We start from the raw sequence: 18,808 nt of genomic DNA on the forward strand, positions 1-18,808 counted from the left end.
ATATTCTTAATCGAATCCACATAATCCAGATCCATCAGCATCATCTGATGTACTTCAAAAATTGCCGCATTGGCTTCTCCTACATCTTCCATTGCCTTGTCATACAACTCACCGAGCTGTGCGATCGCAGTCTCCTGGGCATCCTCAAAACGTGCCACCTCTGCTTCGGTATCCTCTACATGATACCGTCTTACCTGCTTTTCCTGTCTTTTATAGAAAGCAATCTTCCCGATGGCTACGCCACCAAAAACACTTTTACCACTTAGTGTAATCATAATCCTACAGATTCTCCTCTAATACTTTCTGGATTTCGGCGATTGCGTCTTCTTCGTCTTCGCCTTCAGCTGTGATGATAACCTCATTTCCTTTTTTTACGCCAAGACTCATAACTGCCATAATGCTCTTTGCATTAACTTCACGTGTATCTCCTGCTTTTTTGATCTTAATATCTGAAGTTTTTTTCGCAATTGCTTTTACCAGAATTCCTGCCGGTCTTGCGTGGATTCCCTGTGCATCTGTTACTACATACTTAAATTCTTTCATGATAAATTCTCCTCGTCTTTTTCTTTCATTTTTAGTTTACTTTTTTGACAGCGTTTTGCTTGCCAAAACGCCGCCATTATTAAAACAGCTTTCGCTGTTCTATTCTACTGTATCTACGGCAAATAGTGGATCGCCGGCTTTAACTTCTCCCGTCGCAAGGAAACGTACTCTCTGATTCTCTTCCAGTTCTGTACAAAGTACCGGTGAACAAAGAGACGGTGCATGCGAAGTCAGGAATGGAATATCGATCTTCATAAGCGGATCCCCCTTCTTCACTTTCTGACCATTTTCTACAAATACTTCAAATCCTTCACCGTTCAGAGATACGGTATCAATACCGATGTGAAGCAGCATGCCAAGTCCGCTTTCTGTCTGGAACCCAAGTGCATGCTTTGTTTCAAATACGAAAAGCACTTCTCCATCTTCCGGTGCGCAGATCACAGCATCTTCCGGTGTAACAACAGCTCCGTCACCCATCATTTTTCCTGCAAATCCTTCATCCGGACAGGTTGTAATATCGCCTGCCATACCGGTGATCGGACTGGATACAACAATTGTATTTACCACTTTTTCCTGGGTTTCATTATTTTCATTTACAGTATCTGTATTTTCTTCAGCTGAATTCTCTTCTGACACAGCAGCGCTCTCATAATATTCATCCGGAGCTGTTTCCAGATAATCTTCCAGTTTAGACTTAATCACCGTTACCTGCGGACCATAAATGATCTGGACACCCTGTCCCTTTTTCACGATTCCTCTGGAACCTGTTGTCTTGATGATCTCATCATTTACGCGGGCTGCGTCATGAACTGTGATACGAAGTCTTGTTGCACAACAATCCACATCACTGATATTTTTCTTTCCGCCAAGTCCCTGTGTGATTGCCTCACTTACCGGATCTGCGGTCCCTGTATTCCCTGCTGTTTCTTTTCCTGCTTCTTTTCTGGCATTTACATCTGCCTTTGTATATAATTTTGTCTCTGTATCATCATCTTCACGTCCCGGTGTCTTGAAGTTAAACTTTTTGATCAGGAAACTGAAGATAAAGTAATACAGGAAGAAATAAATAATTCCAACCGGAATGATCCGAAGCCAGCTTGTCTTTGCATTTCCCTGCAGGATACCGAAAAGGAACAGATCCAGAAAACCACCAGAGAAGGTAAGTCCTACTGCTATATTCAGGATATGCGCGATCATGTAAGCAGAACCTGCAAGCACTACCTGTACAGCAAAAAGTGCCGGTGCAACAAAAAGAAATGAGAATTCCAGTGGCTCTGTAATACCCGTCATCATGCAGGCAAGTGTTGCAGAAAGGAGAAGTCCTCCTGCCTGTTTTTTCTTTTCCGGTTTTGCACAGCGGTACATCGCAAGTGCCGCTCCCGGAAGTCCGAAGATCATAAAGATAAATTCACCCGAGAAATATCTGGTCGCATCTGCGCTGAAATGTGCGATATTTGCAGAATCAGCAAGCTGTGCAAAGAAGATGTTCTGTCCTCCCTGTACCATCTGTCCCGCAACTTCCATTGTTCCACCGACTGCTGTCTGCCAGAATGGCATGTAAAATACGTGATGAAGTCCGAACGGAATCAAAGCTCTCTTAATAATACCAAAAATCAGGGTTCCCAGATATCCGCTTCCGGTTACCAGTCCGCCAAGTGCATAAATTCCATTCTGTACAACCGGCCAGGCAAAATACATTCCAATCCCAACAAACATGTACACCAGTGTAGAAATGATCGGAACAAATCTGGACCCTCCGAAGAATGATAACGCATTTGGAAGAACGATTTTGTGAAAACGGTTATGCAGAGCAGCAACACCAAGTCCTACAATAATACCACCAAACACACCCATCTGTAAGGACTGGATTCCGCAAACAGAAGTGATGGTTCCTTCCAGTACATTCGAAGCGATCGTTCCATCTGCGGTAATCTCTCCTGTGATCACAAGCATTGCATTGATTGCAACATTCATAACAAAGAATGCGATCAATGCAGAAAGTGCCGCTACTTCTTTTTCTTTCTTTGCCATACCGATTGCAACCCCAACCGCGAAAATCAGTGGCAGGTTGTCAAATACAGCACTTCCTACTTTGTTCATGATAATGAGTAACGAATTCAGGATGGTTCCGTCTCCTAAAATTTTCTCCAGACCATAAGTCTGGATTGTGGTAGCATTGGTAAACGAGCTACCGAATCCCAGCAGCAGACCCGCTACCGGAAGAATTGCGATTGGAAGCATGAAGGATCTTCCTACTCGCTGCAATACGCCAAAAATTTTGTCTTTCATTGCATGTACTCCTTTTCCTCAAGAAATTTTAATTACCTGGCTTATGCCTATGATATTATTTTCTTTCGTGGAAGCCTTTTATCCGAATTTTTGACGCAAAAAAGGCACTAACCCACACAAATATCAAAATAATATCTATGTATGGTTAATGCCTGCCGTACAGTTACACACCAAAATCTGTAACTTACAATAATTTATTTCCCACTAAATGTCAAGCCTTTTCTGAAATTTTCTTTTTATAATCCTACGGACTGCACTAAAAGAATCAGAAGCATCAACGGTGCAATTACCTTGATCATTGCAACATAAAGCTTTTCTCTGCCAAACCTGTATCCGCCAAGTGTCACTTCATCGATGATCACTTTTGGTTTTACAACCCATCCAATCAGAATACAGGTAAGCAGTGCCACCATCGGCATCAGACAGTTATTGCTGATATAATCCATCACGTCCAGAATCTGCGCTACCGCGCCGTTCGGAAGTTTCAGTTCGAAATAAAGCTTGTTGTATCCAAGACATACGATCACACCAACGATCATTCCATATAAAGTAGTCAGGATCGTTCCTTTTTTTCTGGATACATGGAATTTATCCATCATGCTTGATACGATTGCCTCCATAACAGATACAGAAGAAGTAACCGCTGCAAAAGATACCATCAGAAAGAATACAATTCCTACCAACACTCCTGCTGCCCCCATTGCTTTAAATACTTTTGGCAGAGATACAAACATCAGTCCCGGTCCTGCAGACATTCCTTCGGTTCCCATAAAAGTATAAACAGCCGGAATGATCATAAGTCCTGCCAGAAGCGCTACAAGCGTATCAAAAAACTCAATCTGGTTGATCGACTTCATCAGATTGGTCTCTTTCTTCGCATAGGATCCGTAAGTAACCATAATTCCCATCGCCACGCTGATTGAGAAGAAAAGCTGTCCCAATGCATCCATCACAACCGAAAGGAAACTTTTAACCGTCATCCCTCTAAAATTCGGGATCAGGTAAATCGCCAGTCCCTGCATACCGGTTCTTGTCACTCCATCTGCATTTGTATGTTTCAGGGTAATGGAAAATACAGAAATTCCCGCAATCAGTACAAACAGGATCGGCATCAGAATCTTACTGTATTTTTCAATTCCTTTATTTACTCCTTTATAAACAACCGTTGCCGTAATAAGCACATAGATCAGCATCCATATGATCGGCTGTCCGACCTGTGTAATATAGCCTGTAAAATATCCGTCTTCTGCTGCCTGCGCCCCATGACCTGTGAGAAATGCCGACAAATATTTGAGTACCCATCCACCAATCGAGCAATAATATGGAAGAATGATAACCGGTACTGCACATGCAAGCACACCGATTCCTCCCCATCCTTTATGCATCTGTTCATATGCAGTAAGCGGACTCTGTCCTGTCTTACGTCCAATCGCGATCTCTGTTGTCAGCAACGTAAACCCAAAGGTAAGTGCCAGTACCACATAGCACAGAATAAACACTCCGCCTCCACCTTTTGCTGCCAGATACGGGAATCTCCAGATATTCCCCAGCCCGACTGCACTTCCCGCAGCCGCCAGCACGAATCCGATCGAGCCGGTAAAATTACTCCTCTTCTTTTCCATCTTTTCTACACTCCTTTTACAGTGGTGCCTCCGTACACACCATCTCCAGCTTTTTAATAATATGATGTGAGTGTCAATAAGTATCAATTGCTTATTTGTGCGAGCACAAACGCAATTGATACTTTTGACACTTACATCATAATATATATAGAAATTATATTTTTCTATAAGCCAAAAACACCTCCGCCGTATGGCGAAGGTCCCTTCTTTAGCTTTCTTTTTATTTTAACAATCGGATATAGGAAAGTCAATGGAAGTATTTTACTCATTTTCTTGATCTTTTTTACACTGGGGCAGGCTCTCACCTGCCCCTTTATGAGTAGTATATCAATAATTTTTACAAAACGTCTTATTTATGCAGTTGCCGGAAGAACACGGGATAAGAATGACTGCGTCCTTCTCTCTCTTGGTGCTGTAAAAATTGCATCCGGTCTGCCTTCTTCAACAACATATCCGTCTGCCATAAAGATGACCCGGTCTGCCACATCACGTGCAAAGCCCATTTCATGTGTTACAACGATCATCGTCATTCCTTCTTTCGCAAGAGATTTCATAACATCAAGTACATCTCCTACCAGTTCCGGGTCCAGCGCCGATGTCGGCTCATCAAACAACAACGCTTTCGGTTCCATTGCCAGTGCTTTTGCATGCGCTTCTTCCTTATTCATGTGTTTGGTAAGGATTGGTGCCATCATAACATTCTGAACAACAGTCTTAAGCGGAAACAGATTGAATTTCTGGAAAACCATTCCGACTTCCTCACGGAATTTGCGAATGTCACAATTCTTATCGAGAAGATTCTTTCCCTCATACTGTACGGTTCCGCCTGTCGGTCTTTCAAGCTGATTGATGCATCTTAAGAAAGTACTCTTTCCCGATCCGGAAGGTCCGATGATACAGACCACTTCACCTTCATTGATATCAAGATTGATATCCTTTAATACCTCCAGGTTCCCAAATTTCTTCGACAAATGATTTACTTTAATCATACCAATCACCTCATTTTCCTTTCTATCTGTTTCTGGACAATTATCAGTACCGAAAGTATCACCAGATAAAACGCTGCCAGTGCTGTGTATGTAGGAATTGCTTTAAAGCTCAACGCTGCATACGCCTGTGCCTGATGCGTGATCTCATTAACCGCAATCGCAGATAAAAGTGCGGTATCCTTAACAGAAATGATAAACTGGTTAAATAATGCCGGAAGTGCCGCTTTAAATGCCGGTGGGATAACCAGATGGATCATCGTCTGTGCACTTGTAAGTCCAAGTGATGCACCTGCTTCTTTCTGTCCCGGATCAATGCTCATCAACGCACCTTTTACAATTTCTGAAATAAATGCACCGGAATTCAGTGCGATAACGCCAATTCCCACTGCAGTGCTTCCAATATCGACACCCAAAAGCTTCGGAATTACAAAATATCCGTATAAAGCCTGCACCATAAGCGGTGTCGCACGAATGATCCAGATGTAAACTTCTGCAATTGCTTTCCCTATTTTATATTTCGACTGAAGCAGGTATCCACAGAGGCTTCCGATCAGGAAGCCAATTGTGATACCGACAACAGCAATTAAAATCGTAAGTTTTAATCCCTCAAACATCATTGGAAGTAAAACATTCAAAAAAGTCATATCCATATACTATCTCATCCTATCTTCTTTTTAGTTGCTGTCTGTTCTTTGATTATTCACACCATTTCGCATAGAGTTCATCTGTTGTGCCATTATCAATCAGTACCTTTACAGCTGCATTGATTTCATCATAATATTTGCATTCTTTAGAAATTGCTACGCAATACGGTGCCTGGCCCTGATTAAACTCATCACCGACTACCTCCAGGTTGCTGTCCGGTGTTGTCTTAATATAGAAATATGCTCCAGGTCCATCCTGAATAACAGCATCTACTTTTCCCTGCTCCAAAGATTCATATGCAGTTGTGATCGTGTCATGTACTTCAAGCGTTGCACTTGTAAGGTTCTTGCTTGCATAAGTATGAGATGCGGTTCCCTTTTCAACGGCTATTTTTTTATCCTTCAGATCATCAACACTCTTAATTCCTTTATCGTCATTTTTATTTACCATAACGACCTGACCGGAATCACAATAGATATCACTGAAGTCCATAACTTCTTTTCTTTCATCTGTTGCACAAAGTGCTGCTGCTCCGATGTCCAGTTTATTTTCAGCAAGTGAAGTAGTAAGTGCCGAATAATCCATTGCCTGGAGGCCACCATCGATTTCGAATCCCAGAAGCTCCTGCAGATCATTTAACAGATCAACATCATATCCGATCAGCGTTTTTCCGTCCGCAGACACTCTCTCGTTCCCGGGATTGTTTGAGAAATTACTTTGCACTTCTGATTACTTTCTTTTCTGAAATACAAAAAGGATGCCGCATCTGATGCGACATCCTTGTCTGTTCGGTTCTTTATGAACTTGTGATTATTTTACCGTACTTTCACACTTTAGTCAATGAAACTTTTATCCAAAATTGCCAGTTTTATATGTTTCTTTTAAGTAAATTTTCACAAAATTGATTTTCTATAGTATATGTGTTACACTATTTCCAGATTCAAACTGACTGCAAAGGAATTCCTGCGCAAAAAGAATACAAAAAAGGAGATTACAAAAACTATGAGTCTTAACAGCACCCCTTCTGCAGATCGTGTACATATCGGTATCTTCGGTCGCAGAAATGCCGGAAAATCCAGCATCATCAACGCTATCACCGGACAGAATCTTGCCATTGTATCTGATGTTCTCGGAACAACTACCGATCCGGTTCCAAAGGCAATGGAACTTCTTCCCCTCGGGCCTGTCGTGATCATTGACACCCCGGGGCTTGACGACATCGGAGAACTCGGTGAACTGCGTGTCAAAAAAGCCTACCAGATTTTAAACAAAACAGATATCGCTGTTCTGGTAATCGATGCCTCTCTTGGCATGACACCAGAAGATTTATCCATCTTAAAGAAAATACAAGATAAGAAGATTCCTTACGTTGTGGTAAAAAATAAATCTGACCTCTGCTCTTCTGCTGAAAATGGCGCAGTCTGTCCGAACCTGGATTCTATGCCGGATGCTTCTTTTCATATAGATGCTTCCAACAGTATCGAAGTCAGCACAGTAACCGGATACCATGTTCATGAATTAAAAGAACTGATTGCAAGCCAGGCTCCGAAAGAAGATCAGGATAAATATCTCGTCCGCGATCTTTTAAATCCAAATGATTTTGTCGTTCTGGTCGTCCCGATCGACTCTGCCGCCCCAAAAGGACGTCTGATCCTCCCGCAGCAGCAGACCATCCGCGATGTACTGGAGGCTGGTGCAATCTCTATTGTAACCCGTGACACAGAATTGAAGGAAACACTTTCGTCTCTTGGCAAAAAGCCACGCCTTGTCATCACCGACAGCCAGGCATTTGCCAAAGTGTCTGCCGATACACCGGAAGATATTCCACTGACCTCTTTTTCCATCCTGCTTTCCAGATACAAAGGAAATCTGAAACTTCAGGTCGAAGGCGCACAGATGCTGGACAAGTTGGAAGATGGTGACAAAATCCTCGTCTGTGAAGGCTGCACCCACCACAGGCAATGTGATGACATTGGAACAGTGAAGCTTCCTCGCTGGATCCGCCAGCATACCGGAAATAAAGACCTGCACTTTGAATTCACAAGCGGGACCGAATTCCCGGTAGATCTCTCACCTTATAAACTCATTATTCACTGTGGTGGCTGCACCCTGAACGAACGCGAAATGCAGTATCGCCTCAAATGCGCCGAAGATCAGGGCGTACCGATCACGAACTACGGAACCGCTATTGCTCACCTGAAAGGGGTATTGGAGCGGAGTCTCATACCGGTTAGGAGAAGTTTGGAATAAGGTTACGGGCGAAGTGGGGACGAGGTGACGGTTTCACGCCGGTCTTCATCGCCTGCATTCTGTAAAATTTAATCGGGACGGAAGTTGCGACATCGGACTGATTCGCTGGAAAATCTGATGATTTTCCGGCTCAGGCAGTCCTCAGATTCCGTACTTGTAGTACGAAATCTGGTCACAATTTCCGTCCCGATTAAATGAACAGACTGCACGGCTCTTACGAATGGCGTGAAACCGTCACCTCGTCCCCGCTCAGCCCTTACGTTATTCAAAGCTTCCGCATTGGCACATCATAGATGCGCCTCGCTGTGGATGGAAGGATTGTTTGTTCAGAATTGAAATTAATTCTTATTGTGTTTACTTTTATTCTGGCTTATATGTTATGAGTGATTTTGTTTTGGTATAGACACACATAACGGTTGAATAAAGCTTAAAGCCAGGTATCATTTTAAATTGTCTGCAGCGCCAAGAGCGTCGAATCACGGTGTGGATTTGGCGGTATATGGCGGCGTGTTACAGCCTGTTAATGAAAAAAAGAGAAAAGTGTGATCGGATTTCGTACCCCAAGTACGAAACTCCGAAGACTCCTGAGATGGAAAATCATCAGATTTTCCGTCGAATGAGTCTGGTATCACACTTTTCTCTTTCTTTTCATGTTACAGGCTGTTCACGCCAGAGTCCACCGCCAAATCCACACCGTGATCCGACGCCCGTCCCTGCAGCCAAATTTTCAATTAAATATTCTCAATTCTCTTGATCGCTTCCAACGTATTCTCGTAACTTCCAAATGCTGTCAGACGGAAGTATCCTTCCCCGCTCGGTCCAAATCCTGATCCCGGAGTTCCAACTACATTTGCTTTTTCAAGAAGGAAATCAAAGAATTCCCATGAAGTCATGTTATCCGGCGTCTTTAACCATACATATGGTGAGTTCACTGCTCCGGATACCGTGTATCCGGCATTCTTCAGACCTTCATAAATCGTTCTTGCATTCTTCTGATAGTATGCGATCTGCTCTTTGATCTGTGCTTTTCCGGCCTCTGTATAAACAGCAGCTCCGGCTTTCTGTACAATATAAGGTGCTCCATTGTATTTTGTTCCGTGACGTCTTGCCCACAGCGAATGAAGCATCACATCTCCACACTTAAGGTCTTTCGGAATGATCGTTGCGCCAAGACGTACTCCTGTAAATCCGGCATTCTTAGAAAAACTTCTAAGTTCGATTGCACAGGTTCTTGCTCCTTCACATTCAAAAATACTGTGTGGTACATCTTCCTCTGTGATATATGCTTCATATGCAGCATCATAAATGATCACTGCCCCGTTTTTATTTGCATAATCTACCCATTTCTGGAGTTCATCTTTTGTGATAGCCGCTCCGGTCGGATTGTTCGGGAAGCATAAATAGATCATATCCGGTACTTCTTTTGGCAGTTCCGGTACAAATCCATTTTCTGCTGTACAAGGCATGTAGATTACATTGCTCCATGTTTCTGTCTTTGGATCGTAAGTTCCGGTACGTCCTGCCATTACGTTTGTATCCACATATACAGGATATACCGGGTCTCCTACTGCGATTCTGCAGTCAGGTCCAAAGATCTCCTGGATATTTCCAGAATCACTCTTTGCTCCGTCTGAGATAAAGATCTCATCTGCAGCAATATCACATCCTCTTGCCTGGAAATCATTCTTTGCGATCGCGCTTCTTAAGAATTCATATCCAAGATCCGGTGCATATCCGTGGAATGTCTCTGCGTGTGCCATCTCATCAACTGCACTGTGAAGCGCTTCGATGATCGCAGGTGCAAGCGGCTGTGTTACATCACCGATTCCCAAACGGATGATCGGTGCATCCGGATTCGCTGCTGAGAACGCTGCAACTTTTTTGGCAATATTGGAAAACAGATAGCTTCCCGGTAACTTTAAGTAGTTTTCATTTACACTGTACATATGTCGTCTCCTTTGTGATTTGATCTTTATAGTACACCATCAAATACTTTAACCGCAGGCCCCTCCAAAAATACATGATTCACCTTACGGTCCCATCTGACAGATAACTCTCCACCTAATAATTTAACGATTACTTCCTCATCTGTCAAGTCATTCAGCACAGAAGCCACAACTGCTGCACATGCTCCGGTTCCGCAGGCAAGCGTTTCACCAACCCCCCGCTCCCACACACGGATCTCCATCCGGTTCCTCGCAGTCACATGACAGAACTCGATATTTGCCCTCTCCGGAAATCTCGGATGAAATTCTAACTCCCTTCCTGTCTCTTCCAGAGAAATCCCGTTTATCTCTTCTAAAAAGATTACCGCATGCGGATTTCCCATCGAAATCCCGGTCATGCGGTAGTTCTTCTCCTGTACCTCAATCGGATCATTGATCACCAGATCCTTTTCACTCAGGATTGGAATGCTGTGTGCGTTCAGTCTTGGAACACCCATATCTACCATAGCACCGCAGGCTTTCCCATCCTGAATATGAAGGTGCATGTTACGAATTCCGGATTTCGTCTCGATACTGAGAGTTTCCTTTCCGGTAAGTCTGTAATCATATACATATTTTCCAAGGCATCGGATGCCATTGCCGCACATCCCGGCAACAGATCCATCCGAATTGTATATCTCCATTTTAAAATCAGACACCTTTGACGGACATATCAGAATCAGACCATCCGCTCCGATCCCGTAATGCCTGTCACAAAGTGTTCTTGCAAATCCAGGTGGATCTTCCACCCTTTCTCTGAAGCAGTTTATACACACATAATCATTTCCAAGACCATGCATTTTTGTAAAGATCATATATCCTGCCTCTTTAATCTCCTTTATTCCGCCATAATACTAAGTACCATCTGAGCTGTCTCCACCATATTGACACCGCTCTCCATACTACATTTCTGCAGATAGCGATGCGCTTCTTCCTCCGTCATATTATTACGTTCCATCAGAAGACTCTTTGCCTCTTTTACAAGTGCCTGCTGCTCCGGATTCCGGTTCTTAAGCTCTGCTCTTCTTTTCTTTCTCCGCCTGCCAATCGATTGTGCCATCATCTCGATCGTGTTCATCAGATCAAATACCTTAAATGGCATCGACAGGCTGATCACTCCCGGCGTCCTGTCACTGCATTTCTCCGGCGATGCGATCAAAAGCATCTCAATCGTACTCGGCAGATAATCTCTCAATTCATTATATAACATATCTGTCATTTTATAACCACAAACTACAATTCCATCATCCAGATTATCTGCCAATTGAACCGCCTGTGCTCCGGTTACCCCCACACCAATCACGTCAAATCCATTTCGTACCAGTATATTGCGAATATTGGTTGCAATCTCCTTTTTTGGAAATACAACAATAATACTGCTCATAATACCAGCCTCCTGCCTTTAGAATTGGAAAGTTTCTTTAGAATTTCTGTAAGTACTCATTAATTTCCCATTCTGTAACCTGAGTGCGGTATGCTCTGTATTCTGCACGCTTTGACTCGATCAGCTTCTGTGACAGTTCTTCTCCCAGTACTTCCTGCATAAACTGATCTTTCTGGAATTCTGTGATTGCTTCTCTTAAGCTTGCCGGAAGCTCCTCAATTCCAAGTGCATTTTTCACCACATCTGTCATTTCGTAAATATTCTCATCTACACTCTCCGGCGGCAGGATCTTGTTTTTAATTCCTTCCATTCCGGCAGCCAGACATACGGCAAGTGCCAGATATGGATTTGCTGCCCCGTCCGGACTTCTGAGTTCGACTCTTGTGCTTTCCCCTGATACCCGTGGAATACGGATCAGAGGAGTCCGGTTATTCGCTGACCAGGCAATATATACCGGTGCCTCATATCCGGGAACCAGTCTCTTATAGGAATTCACGATCGGATTTGTGATAAAGCTGATCGCTTTGATATGCTTCATAAGTCCGCCGATAAAATAGTAAGCCTCCTTGCTCAGACCATTCGGATCTTTTTCATCTGCAAAAACATTCTTTCCATCTCTTGACAGAGACATATTCAGATGCATTCCTGAGCCATGGATACCATCCTTTGGCTTTGGCATAAATGTAGCATGAAGCCCGTGTCTTTTTGCGATTGTTTTGGTAACAAGCTTAAATGTCATGATATTGTCTGCTGCATCCATCGCCTCTGTATATTCCAGATCGATCTCATGCTGTGCCGGTGCCATCTCGTGATGAGATGCCTCCACACCGTACCCCATATCTTCCATTGTAAGAACAATATCACGTCTTGCATTCTCTCCCTGGTCCAAAGGTCCCAGATCAAAATATCCTGCACGTTCATTGGAAATCGTCGTCGGATTTCCCGCATCATCCGTCTCAAACAGGAAAAATTCGCATTCCGGTCCTACGTTAAAGTCATATCCCATCTCTTTTGTCTCGGAAAGTACCTTCTTAAGAACATGTCTCGGATCGCTTTCGTAAGCTGTTCCATCCGGTCTGTAAATATCGCAGATAAATCTTGCAACCTTTCCCTGCTGCGGCCGCCACGGGAAAATTTCAAATGTATTCAGATCCGGGTGCAGATACATATCCGATTCTTCGATTCTGGCAAATCCTTCTATCGAAGATCCATCAAACATACATTTGTTATCCAGTGCTCTCTTAAGCTGGCTTACTGTAATCGCTACATTCTTCATTGTTCCGAAAATATCGGTGAACTGCAGCCTGATAAATCCCACGTCTTCTTCCTCGACAAGATTCAGGATATCTTCTCTCGTATAATTTTTCATACTCATACAAATCCTCCTGTTTTTACTACTCATAAATAAAATGATGATACCAGGGTCAAAAGGTCAGAAAGCCGATGCAAGCTTGCTTGCAAGAGGATTTTTTACCTTTTCCAACATCAGGTGATGTACATTCGCCAAATGCAGATCCGTTGTGCAAGCACAAATCTGCACTCGGCTCATCGTATCCACAAAAAGGGCGTTCTCAATCCATTTTGAAAACGCCCTTGTTTGTTATATTATAATTTTCGTCTGAATATTTGTCAATACTCTTAGTCTTCTACGAGTGCTGCTGTGATGATTGCCATAGAATAAACTTCTTCTGCATTACATCCACGGGACAGGTCGTTAATCGGTGCATTAAGACCAAGAAGGATCGGTCCGTATGCATCAAAGTTACCAAGTCTCTGTGCGATCTTATATCCGATGTTACCTGCGTTGATATCCGGGAAGATAAATGTATTTGCCTGACCTGCTACTTCACTGTTCGGGCATTTTGTTCTTGCAACACGCGGAGATACAGCTGCATCAAACTGAAGCTCTCCTTCGATCGGAAGTGAAGGATACAGTTCTTTTGCTTTTGCTGCCGCATTACGCATCTTATCTACATCTTCACCCTTTCCAGATCCAAGTGTAGAGTAGCTTAAGAATGCAACCTTTGGATCGATACCAAAGTGTTTACCACATTCTGCAACTTCCCATGCGATTTCTGCAAGCTGATCCTCTGTTGGTTTGAGATTAATCGCGCAGTCACCCATAGCAAGAACTTCGTTCTCACCTGTAGCTGACGGACGAACCAAAATGAAGCAAGAAGATACACAGCTTGATCCCGGTTTGGTCTTGATCAGCTGAAGTGCCGGACGTACGGTATCTGCTGTAGAGTAAGTAGCTCCTCCAAGAAGTGCGTCTGCAACTCCCATCTTAACCAGCATGGTTCCAAAATAGTTGTTGCTCTTAAGTGTCTTTGCTGCCTGCTCCGGTGTAACACCTTTGCTCTTACGAAGTTCGCAGAACAGTTCTACCATCTCGTCAAATCTCTCATAATCATCCGGATCAATGATCTCTCCGCCACGGATGTTGTATCCATACTTTTCAGCTGCTTCTAATACTGCTTCTTTATTGCCAACAAGAATTGGTGTAAGGAAGTTTCCTGCTAAAAGACGGGAAGCTGCCTCAAGAATTCTCTCATCTGTTCCTTCTGTAAAAACGATAGTTTTTGGGCTCTCTTTCAGAGCATGAATCATCATGCCGAAGCCTTTCATATTGTCCATTATATTGCCTCCTTATTTCGTGTGTTCGATACTTTCACATATACTTTACCACGTTTTTTTGGGATTGCAATCTAATTAAATTTTTAACAAGGATTGTATTTAAAAATAACCAAAAACCGACGTTTTTCCCCTATTTACGGTATCCTTTATAGCCTTTCAGATTGTTGGCAAGAGCCATAACGATCGTATCTACATCATCTACCATCAGTTTTACACGTTCCGGAATCTGCTCTTCCTCTATCCCGTTTTCATATACATCCTTGAAATAGCCTTCAAAGAGCATGCACACCATACGGTTTAATTTTACTGCATTGTCATATGTAATACCACCGACATTGATACACCGCTTGCACATCTCAAAATCACGTGCCAGAAAGCTTGGTGTCTGAAGCATATTGTAGAAAAAGCGGTTAACATTTACAATATCTTCCGGAAACATTTCATAATATTCCCGCATTGCTTCTTTGAGTTTTACATTGTTATACTCAAAAAATAACAGATTATATGCTTCCGGATTATGAAATGCCTCCGTTGCATAACAATCCCACACACCTACATATACCTGCCACATATTCTTCCAGGATTTCTCAGCCTCATTCAGCCTGTCTATGTAACCGGTTAAAATTCTGAGTTCTGCATAGTATAAAAGCTCAGACACATTATCAAAGTACCTGTACAGACTTGCTGATGAGCACCCCATCTCCTTGGCAATCCTGCGGATAGATACTGCCTGAATCCCTTCTTGCTGAATGATCTCATGTGCTTTCTGGATATAATCCCTTCTGGATAATCCTTTAAAATAATTGCTGCTCGTACTCTGCTTCTGTTCTTCCATAGTTGCCTCTCATTTTCCATGTGAATCTCTACACAGATTGTATCCGGCACTCTTCCATACCGAATTCAACCATTTTTTAATTTTAGTCATATTACTCTTTATTATACATGATTCTGTTTTTGATATAAAATAGAAAAAAGCTATAATATTTCATAGCTTTTTTCTATACATTATACATTTAATTTCCCAATTGTAAACAGTTTTTTAACAATGAAAAATAAGCTCCATTTTTGTACCTTTTCCTTCTTCACTTTCCACATGGATTTCTGCGTTATGCAAAAGTGCTCCATGCTTTACAATTGAAAGACCCAGACCTGTTCCACCGGTCTCTCTGGAATGGCTCTTATCCACCCGGTAAAAACGCTCAAAAATACGATCCTGATGCTCTTTTGGGATTCCGATTCCGGTATCCTGGACAATGACTTTTTTCCCATTCAGTGTATTTCCAACCCAGATATTTACTTTTCCATTTTCTTTATTGTATTTGATCGCATTTTCACAGATGTTGTAGATCATCTCATCCAGGATCTGACGGATTCCAAAACATTCCACATGTTCTCCTACCACTTCAACCTGTATTCTGCGTTTTTCTGCCTGAAGTGCCAGACGGCTCACAATCTCCCTTGTCATCTGATACAGATCCACATTCTCTTTTTCAAGCTCCACACTGCCCTCATCCAGCTTTGACAGCTTGATAATATCACCGACCAGGGTGATCATCCTGCTTGCCTCTTTATAGATCCGTTCACTGAATCCCTGCATATCTTCCGATTTTACAAGACCGTTCATCATAATTTCTGCATATCCCGAAATCGAGGTCAGAGGAGTCTTCAGCTCATGGGAAACATTTGCAGAGAATTCTCTCCTCATCTGTTCAATTGCTGCTTTTTCTTTATTCTGCCTGTCAATTCTTTCAAGCAGCGGATGCAACTCTTCATATACATCATTTTCCAGTGGTTCTTCCAGATCCAGATTGTTAATCGGTGCAATCAGCCTTTTCACCTGATGCCTTGTCATAAACCATGCAACACATGCCATCATGACCCCGATCGCAATCATATACGGTAAGATCATAAATGCTGTATTCCAGACCGTATCCATGCCTCTTGACACACGCAGGACAGAGCTATCATCCATCTTCAACGCATAATAGTACATCTCCTGTCCTTTGCTGTCTGACATACGGATATCCTGCCCACTGCCATTTGCCAATGCCTCTTTGAATTCTTTTCTTGATTTGTGGTTTGCCAGCGTTTCCTGATCATTTCCGGTATCATAAAGTACTTTTCCGTCTTTATCGATCCATGTTACCCTGGTGCGCTTACTGACCTTATCCATGGTGCCAAAATATTCTTCTCCGGATATTTCTATTGCCGCCCGGATATATCCTGCCTCCTGAACCAGTTCACTGCGCCGGATATCCAGCGCCTGCCGGTAAATAACCAGAGTAACCAGAATATACGAGATCAGTAGTGACATCGTAACCACAAAAATCATACTTTTCTGGATTCTATTTCGCATCGATCTCTCCTATACGGTATCCAACTCCACGGACAGTCTCAATATATTCTCCTGCCTGTCCCAGCTTCTGGCGCAGGGTTCTTACATGGACATCTACCGTTCTGGTCTCACCGTCAAAATCATATCCCCAGATTTCTTCCAGTAATTTATCTCTTGTCAGAACAATATTCTGATTCTCCATAAGTTTTCTCAATAGCTCATATTCTTTCAATGTTAATGCTACCGGTTCTCCCGCTACCGTTACTTCATGCTTTTTACGGTCCATGCGGATCTCACCCAGCACATAGGTATCATCCTCTTCTTTTTTTGATGTCCGTCTGAGTACTGCACGGATTCTGGATACCAGTTCCATCATTCCAAATGGTTTGGTCACATAATCATCTGCTCCCGCATCCAGTCCCATGACCTTGTCATATTCTGCACCCTTTGCCGTAACCATGATGACCGGAATATCTTTGGTTCTCCCGGAAGTCTTCAGCTTCTTCAGGATCTCCATTCCATCTTCTCCAGGGAGCATGATATCAAGCAAAATCAGCTCTGGCAGTTCCTCTGCCAGAGCTTCAAAGAATGATGTGCCTTCTTCAAATCCACGGGCCTCAAATCCCGTAGTCTCAAGTGTATATACTACTAATTCCCGGATGTTCGCTTCATCCTCCACACAAAAAATCATTCTCGTTCTCCTTTAATTTCTTTTAGATTGCAGTTCCGCCTGCATGAATACCTGTAATTGAAAATTCAACCCACTCTGCAATATTTGTTGCATGATCTCCGATCCTCTCCAGATATTTTGCGATCATGATCAGGTCGATCGCCTCATCTCCGGCACTTCCTTTGTGATCGGAAATAAATTTTACCAGATCTCCTTTTACCAGATCAAAAATATCATCTACCTCATCATCTGCATCCATGACTTTTCTTGCAAGCTCCAGATCTTTCTGTACATAGGCAGATACACTGTCTCTTACCATCTTTACAGTCGCCTCTGCCATCCGGTTAATATCCTTCAGATTCTTTTCCTCTGTTGATTTTGTTGCGATCACAATATCTGCGATATCCGCAGTCTGATCTCCGATACGTTCCATATCCGTGATCATCTTAAGTGATGCCGAGATCCTTCGCAGATCCCGCGCTACCGGCTGTTGCTGAAGTAAAAGCTTCAGGCAGAGATTTTCAATTTCTTTTTCCATCTGATCGATCTCGCTGTCTGCTGTAATGACAGCCTTTGCTCTGGCAATATCATGCCCTTCCAGGGCTCCTGTTGCTTCCTCAATTGCCGTCTCGCAAAGTTCTCCCATATGAATAAGCATCTCATTAAGTTCTTCCAGCTGTCTGTCAAATCTGTTCCGCATTTAACCAAACCTCCCTGTAATATAATCTTCTGTCCTCTTATCGGACGGAATCGAGAATAATTTTTCAGTATCATTATATTCTACAACTTCTCCAAGAAGGAAAAATGCGGTATTGTCCGACACTCGGACTGCCTGCTGCATATTATGTGTTACCATAACGATAGTATAATCTTTTTTCAGTTCCATCGCAAGGTCTTCTATCTTGGATGTTGAGATCGGATCCAGTGCGGAAGTCGGTTCATCCATCAGAAGTACTTCCGGTTCTACTGCAAGTGCACGTGCAATGCAAAGTCTCTGCTGCTGTCCACCGGACATGCCAAGTGCACTCTTTTTCAGACGGTCCTTACACTCGTCCCAGATAGCTGCATTACGCAGTGATTTTTCTACAATATCATCCAGTTTTGCCTTTGAACGGATTCCATGCGTTCTCGGTCCGTAAGCAATATTATCATAAATGCTCATCGGGAATGGATTTGGTTTCTGGAATACCATTCCGACTCTTTTTCTCAGGACATTTACGTCCATTCCTTTAAAAATATTCTGTCCGTCCAGAAGGATTTCGCCGTCAATCCTGCATCCTTCTACCAGATCATTCATACGGTTGATCGACTTGAGAAGTGTGGATTTACCACAACCACTCGGTCCGATAAACGCGGTGATCTTATTTGGCTCGATCTCAAGGTTAATGTTTTTCAGTGCTTTGAAATCACCATAATATAAATCAAGATTTTTTACACTTATCTTTGACATTTTCTTTTC

The 18,808-nt window shown here is 42.9% G+C and carries 18 protein-coding genes; 1 reads left to right on the forward strand and 17 read right to left on the reverse strand.

The genetic code is table 11. The features are described 5' to 3' along the window. The 7 genes from PGY05_RS15675 to PGY05_RS15705 all read right to left on the reverse strand — a co-directional run. The coding region (locus tag PGY05_RS15675; RefSeq protein ID WP_330673035.1) for a phosphoenolpyruvate-utilizing N-terminal domain-containing protein at nt 1–275 on the reverse strand (275 nt) is incomplete at its 3' end. A 4-nt stretch (nt 276–279) separates the two neighbouring features. Further along, on the reverse strand, nt 280–543 hold the full coding sequence (locus PGY05_RS15680) for an HPr family phosphocarrier protein (RefSeq protein WP_008368491.1): 264 nt from the start codon (nt 541–543) through the stop codon (nt 280–282). Nucleotides 544–642: 99 nt separating this feature from the next. Continuing rightward, the gene (locus PGY05_RS15685; RefSeq protein WP_270476283.1) at nt 643–2,832 is read right to left on the reverse strand and encodes a PTS transporter subunit IIABC; all 2,190 of its coding nucleotides are present in this window, start codon (nt 2,830–2,832) and stop codon (nt 643–645) included. Between the two features lie 236 nt (nt 2,833–3,068). Then, nucleotides 3,069–4,454, reverse strand: coding sequence for a sodium-dependent transporter (locus PGY05_RS15690; RefSeq protein ID WP_270476284.1), 1,386 nt, complete (start codon nt 4,452–4,454; stop codon nt 3,069–3,071). A 353-nt stretch (nt 4,455–4,807) separates the two neighbouring features. Beyond that, a complete protein-coding gene (locus tag PGY05_RS15695; protein WP_442872501.1) occupies nt 4,808–5,452 on the reverse strand; it encodes an amino acid ABC transporter ATP-binding protein in 645 nt (214 codons plus the stop codon). Continuing rightward, nucleotides 5,449–6,093, reverse strand: a complete 645-nt coding sequence (locus PGY05_RS15700; protein ID WP_008368496.1) for an amino acid ABC transporter permease — start codon at nt 6,091–6,093, stop codon at nt 5,449–5,451. The genes PGY05_RS15695 and PGY05_RS15700 overlap by 4 nt, the downstream gene beginning before the upstream one ends. 46 nt (nt 6,094–6,139) lie before the next feature. Further along, nucleotides 6,140–6,772 carry a transporter substrate-binding domain-containing protein gene (locus PGY05_RS15705; RefSeq protein ID WP_227120763.1) on the reverse strand — a complete coding sequence of 211 codons (633 nt, stop codon included), beginning with the start codon at nt 6,770–6,772 and terminating at the stop codon, nt 6,140–6,142. Between the two features lie 318 nt (nt 6,773–7,090). Between PGY05_RS15705 and hydF the strand changes: the two genes are divergently transcribed. Then, entirely contained in the window at nt 7,091–8,338 is a 1,248-nt protein-coding gene (gene hydF, locus PGY05_RS15710) for a [FeFe] hydrogenase H-cluster maturation GTPase HydF (protein WP_270476286.1), read from the forward strand. Nucleotides 8,339–9,069: 731 nt separating this feature from the next. On the opposite strand, the gene PGY05_RS15715 is transcribed toward hydF, so the two are convergent. The 10 genes from PGY05_RS15715 to pstB form a co-directional block, all read right to left on the reverse strand. After that, complete coding sequence (locus PGY05_RS15715; protein ID WP_008368500.1) at nt 9,070–10,284, reverse strand: LL-diaminopimelate aminotransferase; 1,215 nt, start codon at nt 10,282–10,284, stop codon at nt 9,070–9,072. Nucleotides 10,285–10,310: 26 nt separating this feature from the next. Next, the gene (gene dapF / locus PGY05_RS15720) at nt 10,311–11,138 is read right to left on the reverse strand and encodes a diaminopimelate epimerase (RefSeq protein ID WP_055249346.1); all 828 of its coding nucleotides are present in this window, start codon (nt 11,136–11,138) and stop codon (nt 10,311–10,313) included. Between the two features lie 23 nt (nt 11,139–11,161). After that, complete coding sequence (locus PGY05_RS15725) at nt 11,162–11,707, reverse strand: ANTAR domain-containing response regulator (protein WP_008368502.1); 546 nt, start codon at nt 11,705–11,707, stop codon at nt 11,162–11,164. Nucleotides 11,708–11,744: 37 nt separating this feature from the next. After that, nucleotides 11,745–13,076 carry a type I glutamate--ammonia ligase gene (glnA, locus tag PGY05_RS15730; protein ID WP_055262089.1) on the reverse strand — a complete coding sequence of 444 codons (1,332 nt, stop codon included), beginning with the start codon at nt 13,074–13,076 and terminating at the stop codon, nt 11,745–11,747. Nucleotides 13,077–13,345: 269 nt separating this feature from the next. Further along, nucleotides 13,346–14,335, reverse strand: a complete 990-nt coding sequence (gene pta / locus PGY05_RS15735) for a phosphate acetyltransferase (protein ID WP_270476296.1) — start codon at nt 14,333–14,335, stop codon at nt 13,346–13,348. A gap of 139 nt (nt 14,336–14,474) precedes the next feature. Further along, nucleotides 14,475–15,179: a TetR/AcrR family transcriptional regulator gene (locus PGY05_RS15740; protein WP_008368506.1), complete on the reverse strand. Its 705-nt coding sequence runs from the start codon at nt 15,177–15,179 to the stop codon at nt 14,475–14,477. Nucleotides 15,180–15,383: 204 nt separating this feature from the next. After that, on the reverse strand, nt 15,384–16,700 hold the full coding sequence (locus tag PGY05_RS15745; protein ID WP_055158203.1) for a sensor histidine kinase: 1,317 nt from the start codon (nt 16,698–16,700) through the stop codon (nt 15,384–15,386). Next, entirely contained in the window at nt 16,690–17,370 is a 681-nt protein-coding gene (locus PGY05_RS15750) for a winged helix-turn-helix domain-containing protein (protein ID WP_008368508.1), read from the reverse strand. Before PGY05_RS15750 ends, PGY05_RS15745 begins: the two co-directional genes overlap by 11 nt. A 22-nt stretch (nt 17,371–17,392) precedes the next feature. Further along, the gene (gene phoU, locus PGY05_RS15755) at nt 17,393–18,049 is read right to left on the reverse strand and encodes a phosphate signaling complex protein PhoU (protein ID WP_173687209.1); all 657 of its coding nucleotides are present in this window, start codon (nt 18,047–18,049) and stop codon (nt 17,393–17,395) included. Continuing rightward, on the reverse strand, nt 18,050–18,799 hold the full coding sequence (pstB, locus tag PGY05_RS15760; RefSeq protein WP_055158199.1) for a phosphate ABC transporter ATP-binding protein PstB: 750 nt from the start codon (nt 18,797–18,799) through the stop codon (nt 18,050–18,052). It lies immediately after the preceding gene. Between the last annotated feature and the right edge of the window lie 9 nt (nt 18,800–18,808).

The organism is Coprococcus sp. AF51-11b1 (assembly GCF_027682785.1).
GTDB classification, from domain to species: domain Bacteria; phylum Bacillota; class Clostridia; order Lachnospirales; family Lachnospiraceae; genus Allocoprococcus; species Allocoprococcus comes.